This window comes from Streptomyces griseiscabiei, from assembly GCF_020010925.1.
Taxonomy (GTDB): Bacteria; Actinomycetota; Actinomycetes; order Streptomycetales; family Streptomycetaceae; genus Streptomyces; species Streptomyces griseiscabiei.
The window spans coordinates 1-12,420 of sequence record NZ_JAGJBZ010000004.1; the positions used below are offsets into that span (position 1 = coordinate 1).

A 12,420-nucleotide genomic window follows, 5' to 3' on the forward strand; every position below is an offset into this window, starting at 1 on the left:
CGCCGCTCGCTCGCATCGCCGACCACCAGGGCTGTGGGCACCGAGGGGGAGACTGAGAGGTCGATGTTTCACGTGAAACATCGACGGTTCCGCATCAGGGCCTGCTCGTCAGCACGAAACGGGCCATGGCCGCAGCGATCAGTGCGTAGAACGCGGCCACAGTGAGCACCAGGGCGGCCGAGCGACCGTCCGGCGGGAGCATCAGGGCTGCCACGGCGGCGGCGCCGACGAAGGCGATGTTGAACAGGACGTCGTAGAGGGAGAAGATCCGCCCCCGGTAGCCGTCCTCCACCGAGGACTGGACGATCGTGTCCGTGGAGATCTTCGCTCCCTGGGTGACCAGACCCAGAACGAACGCGGCGATCAGTATCGGCGCCTCCGTGAACGGCAGCCCGAGGGCCGGTTCCAGAACGGCGGCGGCCGCGGAGCAGAAGACGATCCACAGGCCCGGTCCCCATCGCCCGGCCGCCCAGGGGGTGATCACCGCCGCGGTGAAGAATCCGGCTCCCGAGATCCCCACGGCGAGACCGAGGAGGGCCAGCCCCTGCTCGGAGTCGGCCGCCCCGGACGTGTCGGACGACCAGGCGTACCGGCAGAGCATGAGCACCATGACGGTCAGGGCGCCGTAGCAGAACCGCATCAGCGTCATCGAGGCCAAGGCCCAGGCAGCCGCCCGCCGTCCAGGTTCGGCAAGGTGTCGTACGCCCGCTGCCAGACCCCGCGCGGTTCCGGCGAGTGCCGCGCCGAGCCGCGGCTGCACCAACTCCGGATCAGGGCCGAGCAGCTCCCGGGCGATGCGCAGGGAGGCCAGGGCCGCGCACAGATACAGGGCCGAGCCGAGGAGGACCACCGCGGCGTCCGAGTCCGAGGCCAACAGCCGCACGACGAAGGCGAGTCCTCCGCCGGCTGTCGCGGCGAGCGTTCCGGCCGTCGGTGAGAGTGAGTTGCCGATCACCAGACGATCGGCGTCCACCACACGGGGCAGTGCGGCGGAGAGCCCCGCCAGCACGAAGCGGTTGACCGCCGTGACACAGAGCGCGGAGACATAGAAGAGCCAGTCGGGTACACCGCTGAGGATCAGGACGGCGGTCACGGACGCCAGCACGGCACGCAGGAGGTTTCCGTACAGCAGCACCTGGCGACGGCGCCAGCGGTCCAGCAGGACGCCGGCGAAGGGGCCGATGAGGGAATAGGGAAGGAGCAGGACCGCCATCGCGGAGGCGATCGCCGCCGCCGAGGTCTGCTTCTCGGGAGAGAAGACGACGTAGGTGGCGAGCGCGACCTGATAGACGCCGTCGGCCCCCTGGGACAGCAGCCGCACGGTCAGCAGATGCCGGAAGTCGCGGAAGCGGAGCAGGACGCGCAGGTCGCGCACGACGGACATGGGGCACAGCCTCACATACGGGGAGGGTCTCCGGGGCACATGCCCCGGAGACCCTCAACAGCCCGCTACGAACGCCCGGTCAGCGCTCGACCTCGCCCTTGATGAACTTCTCGACGTTCTCGCGTGCCTCGTCGTCGAAGTACTGCACCGGCGGGGACTTCATGAAGTACGACGACGCCGACAGGATTGGACCGCCGATGCCGCGGTCCTTGGCGATCTTCGCCGCGCGCAGAGCGTCGATGATGACACCGGCGGAGTTCGGGGAGTCCCAGACCTCGAGCTTGTACTCCAGGTTCAGCGGGACGTCACCGAACGCACGGCCCTCCAGGCGGACGTACGCCCACTTGCGGTCGTCGAGCCAGGCGACGTAGTCGGACGGGCCGATGTGGACGTTCTTCTCGCCGAGCTCCCGGTCGGGGATCTGGGAGGTGACGGCCTGGGTCTTGGAGATCTTCTTGGACTCCAGGCGGTCGCGCTCGAGCATGTTCTTGAAGTCCATGTTGCCGCCGACGTTCAGCTGCATCGTGCGGTCCAGGACGACACCCCGGTCCTCGAACAGCTTCGCCATGACGCGGTGCGTGATGGTGGCACCCACCTGCGACTTGATGTCGTCGCCGACGATCGGGACGCCTGCCTCGACGAACTTGTCCGCCCACTCCTTGGTGCCGGCGATGAAGACCGGAAGGGCGTTGACGAAGGCGACCTTGGCGTCGATGGCGCACTGGGCGTAGAACTTCGCCGCGTCCTCGGAACCGACGGGCAGGTAGCAGACGAGAACGTCGACCTGCCTGTCCTTGAGGATCTGGACCACGTCGACCGGAGTCTCGGCGGACTCCTCGATGGTCTCGCGGTAGTACTTGCCGAGGCCGTCGAGCGTGTGGCCGCGCTGCACGGTCACACCGGTGGCCGGCACGTCACAGATCTTGATCGTGTTGTTCTCGGAGGCGCCGATGGCGTCCGCGAGGTCGAGACCGACCTTCTTGGCGTCGACATCGAAGGCGGCGACGAACTCCACGTCACTGACGTGGTAGTCACCGAACTGCACATGCATGAGGCCCGGGACCTTCGACGCCGGGTCGGCGTCCTTGTAGTACTCGACTCCCTGCACCAGCGACGCGGCGCAGTTGCCCACTCCGACGACGGCTACGCGAACCGAACCCATTCCGGTTGCTCCCTGTGTGTACGAGTGAGGTCCTGGCAGGGACCTCACGTGGTGGTGTCGCCGGGCGCATCCGGACCGGGGGTGTCCCCGGGCCGGGGCAGGGCGCCCGGCGCTCCCTCTGTGGTGTCGCGAGCGGCTTCTCCGCGGACGGGGCCCTTCAGGTCCCGTCCCGCCCGCTCGCTCTCGATGAGCTCGTTCAGCCAGCGCACTTCGCGCTCCACGGACTCCATCCCGTGGCGCTGGAGCTCGAGCGTGTAGTCGTCGAGGCGCTCGCGGGTGCGTGCCAGAGAGGCACGCATCTTCTCCAGCCGTTCCTCCAAACGGCTGCGACGGCCCTCCAGGACGCGCATGCGCACATCACGGGAGGTCTGCCCGAAGAACGCGAAGCGAGCGGCGAAGTGCTCGTCCTCGTAGGCGTCGGGCCCCGTCTGCGAGAGCAGTTCCTCGAAGTGCTCCTTACCTTCCGCCGTCAACCGGTAGACGATCTTGGCGCGGCGTCCCGTGAGCGGGGCGGCGGCAGCATCCTCGGGGACGCTCCCCGGCTCCTCGATCAACCAGCCGTTGGCGACCAGCGTCTTGAGGCAGGGGTAGAGCGTCCCGTAGCTGAAGGCCCGGAACACACCCAACGACGTGTTGAGTCGTTTGCGCAGCTCATAGCCGTGCATCGGGGCTTCGCGGAGCAGACCGAGGACGGCGAACTCGAGTATCCCGGAGCGCCGGCTCATCGTCGCCTCCCCTCTCCCGCTGGCCCTGTCGACACGTTTTATGCCGAGCTGATGTATCGACTCGATACATCCAGACGATAGAACGCCCCTACGGATGCGACAAGTGGGGATCCGGTGAACGGGGTCACATCACCGATAAGTAGGAAGCAAGTTGCCTGATTTGGGGTGAAGTTCGGTCCTCAGTGGGTTTTGGCGGTGCGTAGTCTGTGCGGCATGCACATCACCGGGAACCGAGTGACGTTTGAGCACGTAGTGGTCCTGGGTGCGGTACGGATGAATACCCACACGACCGCATCCGTACTTCGGGGGGACCGGAAACCAGCCGCCGTTTCCAGGCGCGCACGGGTGCGCCTGCCCGAGGAGTAGTCGTTCGATGAGCGAGCACCGTCGCAAACTGCCGCCGCCGCAGGGAGGCGGACGTGCCGCGGCCCGGCGTGGCCAGTCGGCTTCCTCCGGCCGCCGCGCGGCACCGCCGGGCGCCACCGGGTCACTTTCCGACACCTACGGCGCGGGAGGTGAAGAGACCCAGTACGAGGGCCGTGCCGCGGCCCGGCGGGCGTCGCAGAGAAGCACCGGCACGGGCAGCGGCGGTGTCGGCGGCCGTCGCAGAGCCGCCGAACCCGCGGGACGCGGACCCGGCCGCGGCCGTGGACGCGCCGCTCCCCCCGGGAAGAAGCGCTTTATCGACTACCCGCGTGCCGGCAAGTACGGAGCCATGCGCTGGGTTCCGTCGTGGCGTCAGGTGACAGGACTGCTCATCGGGTTCTTCGGAAGCCTGGTGGCGGCGGCCGGCATCGGATACGCGGTGGTCGCGGTACCCAACGCGGCCCAGGCCGCGACAGCGCAGAACAACGTCTACTACTGGTCGGACGGCTCACAGATGGTCGCGACGGGTGGTGAGGTGAACCGCCAGATCATCGCGTACGAGAAGATCCCCAAGGCGATGCGCTTCGCCGTCATGTCGGCCGAGAACAAGACGTTCGAGACCGACAGCGGCGTCGACCCGATGGGTATCGCCCGCGCCGTCGTCAACATGGCCAAGGGTGGTCAGACGCAGGGTGGTTCGACCATCACCCAGCAGTACGTGAAGAACGCCATGCTCGACGACCAGTCGCAGACGCTCTCCCGGAAGGTGAAGGAACTCTTCATCTCGGTGAAGGTGGGCGCGTCCGTCGACAAGGACGAGATCATGAGCGGCTACCTGAACACGGCCTATTTCGGCCGTGGCGCGTATGGTCTCCAGGCGGCCGCACGTACGTACTTCGGGGTGGACGCGGAGAAGCTCAATCCCAGTCAGTGCGCCTTCCTCGCCGCCGTCCTCAAGGGCGCGACGTACTACGACCCGGCCGGAGCGACGGCGATCGACCCGGCGGCCACGTCTCAGGCGAACAGCAAGCGAGCCGCGGAACGCTGGGGCTGGATCTTCGACGAGATGGTCAAGGACAAGCATCTGTCGGCGGCAGAGCGGGCCAAGTACCCCAACTTCCCCAAGATCCAGCGTCCTCGGTCCAACGCCCAGCTGGGCGGCCAGATCGGCTACCTCGTCGACACGGCCAAGGGTTACATCCTCAACAACACGGATATCACGCAGAAGCAGCTCGAACAGGGCGGCTTCGAGATCCACACGACCTTCGACAAGAACAAGGTCAAGGAACTCGAGAAGGCCGTGAACAAGGTCCGCAAGGAGAACATCAAGCCGGACCTCCGCCCGCAGACGGACACCCATGTGCAGTTCGGCGGCGCGTCGGTGAGTCCGAAGTCGGGTGCCATCGAGGCGCTCTACGGCGGTGAGGACGCCACCAAGCACTTCACCAACAACGCCGACGTCACCGGTGCCCAGGTCGGCTCGGTGTTCAAGCCGTACGTCCTGGCGGCAGCCATGACCTGGGGCAAGCGGGATCCCGATCTCGATCCGGACCAGGCGCAGGACGAGCGCACCATCGTCTCGCCGAAGAGTCTCTACAACGGCAAGAACAACCTCAAGATCAGGGACTACAACGGCGAGATCTGGACCAACGAAGAGGGCAAGGAGTGGCTGCAGGCCAACGACGGCGACGAGTCGTACGGCAGTGCGCCGAAGTTCCAGATCGATCTCCGTGAGGCGATGCGGGTCTCGGCGAACTCCCCCTACGTGCAGCTGGGCATGGACGTCGGTCTGGACCGGGTGAAGGAAGCGGCCATCGAGGCAGGCCTCAAGAAGGACAGCCTCACCGGCACGGGCTTCCCGTCCTTCTCGATCGGTATCTCCGACCCCAGCGCGATCCGCATGGCGGGCTCGTACGCGACCTTCGCCGCCAGCGGCAAGCAGAACGATCCGTTCTCGGTCAAGACGGTCGAGTACGAGGGCCTGACGGTGTTCGACCACGACGACGTCTCCAAGCCCAAGCGGGCCTTCACTGCCGCGGTCGCCGACAACGTCACCGACGTCCTCAAGACCGTCGTCGACGAGGGAACGGGCACGTCGGCCCAGCTGACCGGCCGTGAGGTGGCGGGCAAGACCGGTACCACCGACGGCAACAAGTCGGCCTGGTTCGTCGGATACACCCCGCAGCTGTCGACCGCGATCAGCATGTACCGCATGGACGACGACGAGTCGAACAAGAACCGCACGTTCCTGGAGATGTACGGCACGGGTGGTCAGGAGACGATCCACGGTGCCTCGTTCCCGGCCGAGATCTGGCACGACTACATGGAGGACGCGCTCAAGGGCGTGGCGCCGGAGGACTTCCCGGAGCCGGAGCCGATCGGTGTGATCGTCAACGACGACCCGGACCCGACGCCGTCCCCGACGCCTAGTCAGTCCGAGGAGGAGGAAGACCCCGAGCCGAGCCCGACGCCGAGTGAGACCGAGGTCCTGCCGTCCCCGACGCCCAGCGAGACCTGCGGCAACCCGTTCGACCCCACCTGTGAGGTGACCGGTGGTACGGACACCGGTGGTACGGACACCGGTGGCACCGACGGCGGGGTGACAGCGACACCGACGGAGTCGGAGGACGATTCGAGAGGCAACCAGAACGGGGGACTCTTCGGAGGGAACGACGGTTAGCTCCGCGTCCGCCGGACTGTGTTTCACGTGAAACAAGGGCCATCGCACCGATCAAGGTGCGGTGGCCCTTGCCATGTCCTGGAGAGATCGGGCAGAGCCGACGGGGCATGTTTCACGTGAAACATGGGCGCGGCCCACGGTGGGATGCGATGGTCCTCGGCGTATTCCCAGGCGCGTACGGCAGGATGTGCGGCATGCCCAGTGCAGAGACGACGCGAGTGAGTACGGACGAGCCGGAGCCGGTGCGGCCGACCAAGGAGGACGAGGTCGCTTCGACCGGCAGCGAGCTGATCGGTGGCCCGATCGGGCGGCGGGCGCTGCTCGGTACGTCCTGGTGGACGCCGGTACGGGTCGTCGCGCTCGTGGCGATCGGCATGTTCGCGCTGGGCATGGTGCAGAAGCTGCCCTGCTACGACGGCGCCTGGTTCTTCGGGGCCAGCTCCCAGTACACGCACGCCTGCTACTCGGACATCCCGCACCTCTACCAGGGGCGGGGCTTCGCCGACGGGCTGGTGCCGTACTTCGACAAGATCCCCGGCGACATGGAGTACCTCGAGTACCCGGTGCTGACCGGTGTGTTCATGGAGGTCGCCGCCTGGCTCACCCCGGGCAGCGGCACCATCCAGAAGCAAGAGCAGTGGTACTGGATGGTCAACGCCGGGATGCTGATGGCGTGCGCGGCGGTCATCGCTGTCTGCTGCGCGCGCATCCACCGCCGGCGCCCCTGGGACGGCCTCCTGGTGGCCCTGGCGCCCGCCTTCGCGCTGACCGCCACGATCAACTGGGACCTCCTCGCCGTGGCCCTGCTGGCTGCCGCGATGCTGATGTGGTCGCGTGGGCGTCCTCTCGCCTTCGGCGTGCTGATCGGGCTCGCCACGGCCGCCAAGTTCTATCCGTTCCTGGTGCTCGGACCGCTCTTCGTCCTGTGCTGGCGGGCGGGGAAGTGGCGCGCCTTCGGGACCGCGGTGCTCGGCGCAGTCGGGGCATGGCTTGCGGTGAACGTTCCGGTGATGCTGCTGGCGCCAGACGGATGGTCGAAGTTCTACCGCTTCAGCCAGGAGCGCGGCGTCGACTTCGGCTCTTTCTTCCTCGTCATCTCGCAGCGGCTGAACATCCAGATCACCGCCGAGACGGCGAACGCGTACGCGATGGTCTCGATGGTGGTCGTCTGTGTCGGCATCGCCGTGCTCACGCTCACCGCCCCGCGCCGTCCGCGCTTCGCGCAGCTCGCGTTCCTGATCGTCGCGGCCTTCATCCTGACCAACAAGGTCTACTCGCCGCAGTACGTGCTCTGGCTGGTCCCGCTCGCCGCGCTGGCCCGGCCCCGTTGGCGGGACTTCCTGATCTGGCAGGCGTGCGAGGTGGCGTACTTCCTGGGGATCTGGTTGTACCTCGCGTACACGACCAGCGGGGACGCCCACAAGGGGCTGCCGGCTGAGGGCTACCAACTGGCCATCATGGCCCACTTGGTGGGGACGCTCTATCTCTGCGTCATCGTCGTGCTGGACATCTTCATGCCCGATCGGGACACCGTGCGCCGGGCGGGTGACGACGACCCCTCCGGTGGGGTCCTCGACGGCGCGGAGGACCTCCATGTGTACGGCGCGGCGGCTCATCCACCGCGGCACGCGATGCACTTCGAAGGCCCGCCGGTGGAATGGGGCAGCCCTGGCCGGGGCGACAGTTCGCTCTGAGCGAACAAAGCAGGTGGGAGTGACGCGGAAGGCCGTACACGAGGTTCGTGTACGGCCTTCCGCGGTGTTCCAAGACGTCCGTCAGCGGTCGACGATCCGGTCGAACTGCGTGGTGGTGTGCCGCAGATGGGCCACCAGTTCCTCGCCGACCTTCGGCTCCGGGGCGTCCGACGGCACGAAGAGGATCGACACCTGCATGTGCGGCGGCTCGGCGAACCAGCGCTGCTTGCCGCCCCAGACGAACGGAGAAAGGTTCCGGTTGACCGTGGCGAGACCCGCCCGGGCGACGCCCTTGGCGCGCGGCATGACGCCGTGCAGCGCCTTCGGTGCCTCCAGACCCACTCCGTGCGACGTACCGCCGGCCACGACCACCAGGTAGCCGTCCGAGGCCGCCTTCTGCTGCCGGTAGCCGAAGCGGTCACCCTTGGCGACACGGGTGACGTCCAGCACGGCCCCGCGGTACTCGGTGGCCTCGTGGTCACCCAGCCACAGCCGCGTGCCGATGCGCGCCCGGAAACGGGTCTGCGGGAACTGCTGCTGGAGGCGGATGAGGTCCTCGGACTTGAGGTGGCTGACGAACATGGTGTGCAGCGGCAGACGGGCCGCGCGCAGCCGGTCCATCCAGCCGATGACCTCCTCGACGGCGTCCGAGCCGTCGGTGCGGTCCAGCGGCAGGTGGATGGCGAAGCCCTCCAGGCGCACGTTCTCTATGGCCGCGTGGAGCTGGGGCAGTTCCTGCTCGCTCACCCCGTGCCGCTTCATCGAGGACATGACCTCGATGACGACACGGGCGCCCACGAGGCCGTACACGCCGTCGACCGACGACACGGAGCGGATGACGCGGTCGGGCAGGGGGACGGGCTCCTCAGCGCGCCGGTAGGGCGTGAGCACCAGCAGGTCGCCGCTGAACCAGTCCTTGATCCGGGCGGCCTCGTACGTGGTGCCGACGGCGAGGATGTCCGACCCGAGGCGCGTGGCCTCTTCCGCCAGCTTCTCGTGCCCGAAGCCGTAGCCGTTGCCCTTGCAGACGGGGACGAGTCCCGGGAACTGCTCCTGAACGTGCTTGTGGTGTGCCCGCCAGCGCGCGGTGTCGACGTACAGCGTGAGCGCCATGGACAGTCCCGGAACCTTTCTCGTGGCTGCGGTGAATCAGAGGTATGGAAGTAGAAACGGGGACGTCAGCGACGCGACATGTAGATGTCGAGCGCCTTGTGGAGCAGCTTGTTCAGCGGGAAGTCCCACTCACCGAGGTATTCGGCGGCCTGTCCGCCGGTGCCCACCTTGAACTGGATCAGGCCGAAGAGGTGATCCGTCTCGTCCAGCGAGTCGGAGATGCCACGCAGGTCGTAGACCGTCGCGCCGAGGGCGTAGGCGTCCCGCAGCATGCGCCACTGCATCGCGTTCGAGGGCCGGACCTCACGGCCGATGTTGTCCGAGGCACCGTAGGAGTACCAGACGTGCCCGCCGACGACCAGCATGGTCGCCGCGGACAGGTTCACCCCGTTGTGCCGGGCGAAGTAGAGCCGCATGCGGTTGGGGTCCTCGGTGTTGAGGGCCGTCCACATGCGCTGGAAGTACGACAGCGGGCGGGGCCGGAAGCGGTCACGGATGGCCGTGATCTCGTACAGCCGCTGCCACTCCTCCAGGTCCTGGTAGCCGCCCTGGACGACCTCGACGCCCGCCTTCTCGGCCTTCTTGATGTTGCGGCGCCACAGCTGGTTGAAGTTCTTGTGGACCTCTTCCAGGGAGCGGTTGGCGAGCGGCACCTGGTAGACGTAGCGGGGCTGTACGTCACCGAAGCCGGCCCCGCCGTCCTCGCCCTGCTGCCAGCCCATCCGGCGCAGCTTGTCCGCCACCTCGAAGGCACGCGGCTCGATGAAGTCGGCCTCGATGTCACGCAGGCGCTTCACATCGGGGTTCTGGATGCCCGCCTTGATGGAGATGGCCTCCCAGCGCCGGATGATCACCGGGGGGCCCATCTTCACCGAGAAGGCGCCCTGCTGCTTCAGATGCGCGAGCATCGGCTCCAGCCAGTCGGTGAGGTTCGGCGAGAACCAGTTGATGACCGGACCCTCGGGCAGGTAGGCGAGGTACCGCTTGATCTTGGGCAGCTGGCGGTACAGCACCAGACCGGCGCCGACCATCTCACCGGTCCTGCCGTCGAACCACCCGAGGCTCTCGGAGCGCCACTCTGCCTTGACGTCGGCCCAGGCCGGCACCTGCATGTGGCTGGCCGAGGGCAGGCTCTGGATGTATGCCAGATGCTGCTCACGGCTGATCGTCCTCAGGGTCAGGCTCATTCGGGGCGCTCCTCGGGCTGGTGTGTCCCCATGGGTACAGGGGCTCCGGCTCTCGCGCCGAAGCCTACTGCGCCCTGCGGGCGCCTCGAATGGCCGTATGGAACCTGGGGCCCGGCCGACACGCGGCCGGGCCGTCAGGCGGTGTTATTCGGCCGCTTGGTCCGATGTAAGCCCACGGACAGCAAGGAACACGGTCCGTCAACTGCGCGGCCGAGGCGCGGAGTCAGCCGATGACCCCGCCGAAAAGGCCTCCATGCGCCATGCCGAGGAAGAAGCCGACGGCCGAGGCACCGAGACCCACGATCAGGCCGAAGCGTTCACGAGTCGTCTCCGAGATGAACTGCCCGTACGCGCCGGTCAGAATCCCCACCAGTCCCGCCCAGGAACTGAGCAGGTGCAGATGGTGGAACATCGCCGTGACGAAGGACAGCACCCCGAGGACGAGCGTCACGGCCAGCAGGGTGTCCTGCACGGGGTGGGGCTTGTCGTCGGTGGCGAAGAGAGAGCCGGCGATGTTGGGTCGCAATGTCTGTGCCATGTGGCACCTCCTGCGGAAGGCGGCGCATCGTAGCGCCATACACACCCGATGTGTACAGATTGAGGGTCACCACCCCCGGATTTCAACCGGAAGCGGGTGTGCGGGTAGTCTGTACCGTCTGCACCGGTGTCTGCCCAGGCCATGACAGGGATCCCCAGCGGGGACGCCCGATTGTCAGTGGCGGCCGATACCGTTGCGTACGCATCACAACCCTCCTGCCACGGAACGACCGTGGCCGCTGAGTCCAAAGGAGGTGGGTTCTACATGCGTCACTACGAGGTGATGGTCATCCTCGACCCCGATCTGGAGGAGCGCGCTGTCGCCCCCCTGATCGAGAACTTCCTCTCCGTCGTCCGTGAGGGCAACGGAAAGGTCGAGAAGGTCGACACCTGGGGCCGTCGTCGTCTCTCGTACGAGATCAAGAAGAAGCCTGAGGGCATCTACTCGGTCATCGATCTGCAGGCCGAGCCTGCGATCGTCAAGGAGCTCGACCGCCAGATGAACCTGAACGAGTCGGTCCTCCGGACCAAGGTCCTCCGCCCCGAGACCCACTGAGCTTCCTCGCTCAGTCGATCCCGGGATCCGAGTAGCAGCACAAGCAGCCAGCAGCAAACCCGCCGAGAGGTTCCCCCATGGCAGGCGAGACCGTCATCACGGTCGTCGGCAATCTTGTCGACGACCCCGAGCTGCGCTTCACCCCTTCCGGTGCGGCGGTCGCGAAGTTCCGTGTCGCGTCCACCCCCCGTACCTTCGACCGTCAGACCAATGAGTGGAAGGACGGCGAGAGCCTGTTCCTGACCTGCTCGGTCTGGCGTCAGGCGGCGGAGAACGTCGCCGAGTCGCTCCAGCGAGGCATGCGCGTCATCGTGCAGGGCCGGCTGAAGCAGCGGTCCTACGAGGACCGTGAGGGCGTCAAGCGCACGGTCTACGAGCTGGACGTCGAGGAAGTCGGCGCCAGCCTGCGCAGTGCCACGGCCAAGGTCACCAAGACCGCCGCGGGTGGCCGCGGTGGCCAGGGTGGTTACGGCGGCGGCAATGGCGGCGGTGGCCAGGGTGGTGGCGGCTGGGGCGGAGGCTCCGGCGGCGGCCAGCAGGGCGGCGGCGCTCCCGCCGACGACCCGTGGGCCAGCGGCGCTCCCGCCGGTGGCAACCAGGGCGGCGGCGGTGGCGGCGGCTGGGGTGGAAACTCCGGCGGCAGCGGCGGTGGCGGCGGCTACTCGGACGAGCCCCCCTTCTAAGACGTTTGAGACCGGATCACCGGTCTTCGAGGTCGAGGGCGGGGCCGTACCTCAAACTTCTTGATCACACAGGAGAATCACATGGCGAAGCCGCCTGTGCGCAAGCCGAAGAAGAAGGTCTGCGCGTTCTGCAAGGACAAGGTCACGTACGTGGACTACAAGGACACGAACATGCTGCGGAAGTTCATTTCCGACCGCGGCAAGATCCGTGCCCGCCGCGTGACCGGCAACTGCACGCAGCACCAGCGTGACGTCGCCACGGCCGTCAAGAACAGCCGTGAGATGGCGCTGCTGCCCTACACGTCCACCGCGCGATAAGGGAAGGGTGACCGA

11 protein-coding genes are annotated in these 12,420 nt (G+C 67.2%); 5 read left to right on the top strand and 6 right to left on the bottom strand.

Annotated features, from left to right (window positions below; genetic code table 11):
* Positions 1–94: 94 nt before the first annotated feature.
* The 3 genes from J8M51_RS39400 to J8M51_RS39410 form a co-directional block, all read right to left on the bottom strand.
* Positions 95–1,384: an MFS transporter gene (locus J8M51_RS39400; RefSeq protein ID WP_086752539.1), complete on the bottom strand. Its 1,290-nt coding sequence runs from the start codon at positions 1,382–1,384 to the stop codon at positions 95–97.
* Between the two features lie 79 nt (positions 1,385–1,463).
* Positions 1,464–2,546: an inositol-3-phosphate synthase gene (locus J8M51_RS39405; protein ID WP_086752541.1), complete on the bottom strand. Its 1,083-nt coding sequence runs from the start codon at positions 2,544–2,546 to the stop codon at positions 1,464–1,466.
* Positions 2,547–2,590: 44 nt separating this feature from the next.
* Positions 2,591–3,271, bottom strand: a complete 681-nt coding sequence (locus J8M51_RS39410; protein WP_086752543.1) for a PadR family transcriptional regulator — start codon at positions 3,269–3,271, stop codon at positions 2,591–2,593.
* Positions 3,272–3,644: 373 nt separating this feature from the next.
* Between J8M51_RS39410 and J8M51_RS39415 the strand changes: the two genes are divergently transcribed.
* On the top strand, positions 3,645–6,317 hold the full coding sequence (locus J8M51_RS39415; RefSeq protein WP_179202886.1) for a transglycosylase domain-containing protein: 2,673 nt from the start codon (positions 3,645–3,647) through the stop codon (positions 6,315–6,317).
* A 194-nt stretch (positions 6,318–6,511) separates the two neighbouring features.
* Positions 6,512–8,011: a glycosyltransferase family 87 protein gene (locus J8M51_RS39420; protein WP_086752547.1), complete on the top strand. Its 1,500-nt coding sequence runs from the start codon at positions 6,512–6,514 to the stop codon at positions 8,009–8,011.
* Positions 8,012–8,092: 81 nt separating this feature from the next.
* Here J8M51_RS39420 and J8M51_RS39425 read toward each other — a convergent pair whose 3' ends face one another.
* From J8M51_RS39425 to J8M51_RS39435, 3 genes are all read right to left on the bottom strand, one after another.
* Positions 8,093–9,124, bottom strand: a complete 1,032-nt coding sequence (locus J8M51_RS39425) for an alanine racemase (RefSeq protein ID WP_086752549.1) — start codon at positions 9,122–9,124, stop codon at positions 8,093–8,095.
* A 65-nt stretch (positions 9,125–9,189) separates the two neighbouring features.
* Positions 9,190–10,311, bottom strand: a complete 1,122-nt coding sequence (femX, locus tag J8M51_RS39430; RefSeq protein ID WP_086752551.1) for a peptidoglycan bridge formation glycyltransferase FemX — start codon at positions 10,309–10,311, stop codon at positions 9,190–9,192.
* A 223-nt stretch (positions 10,312–10,534) separates the two neighbouring features.
* Positions 10,535–10,849, bottom strand: coding sequence for a hypothetical protein (locus J8M51_RS39435; RefSeq protein WP_086752553.1), 315 nt, complete (start codon positions 10,847–10,849; stop codon positions 10,535–10,537).
* A 264-nt stretch (positions 10,850–11,113) separates the two neighbouring features.
* Here J8M51_RS39435 and rpsF point away from each other — a divergent pair, with 264 nt between their 5' ends.
* The 3 genes from rpsF (at position 11,114) to rpsR (ending at position 12,405) form a co-directional block, all read left to right on the top strand.
* Complete coding sequence (gene rpsF / locus J8M51_RS39440) at positions 11,114–11,404, top strand: 30S ribosomal protein S6 (protein WP_010353482.1); 291 nt, start codon at positions 11,114–11,116, stop codon at positions 11,402–11,404.
* 77 nt (positions 11,405–11,481) lie between these two features.
* Positions 11,482–12,087, top strand: coding sequence for a single-stranded DNA-binding protein (locus J8M51_RS39445; RefSeq protein ID WP_086752555.1), 606 nt, complete (start codon positions 11,482–11,484; stop codon positions 12,085–12,087).
* An 81-nt stretch (positions 12,088–12,168) separates the two neighbouring features.
* Positions 12,169–12,405, top strand: a complete 237-nt coding sequence (gene rpsR / locus J8M51_RS39450; protein WP_003949403.1) for a 30S ribosomal protein S18 — start codon at positions 12,169–12,171, stop codon at positions 12,403–12,405.
* The last annotated feature ends 15 nt before the right edge of the window (positions 12,406–12,420 follow it).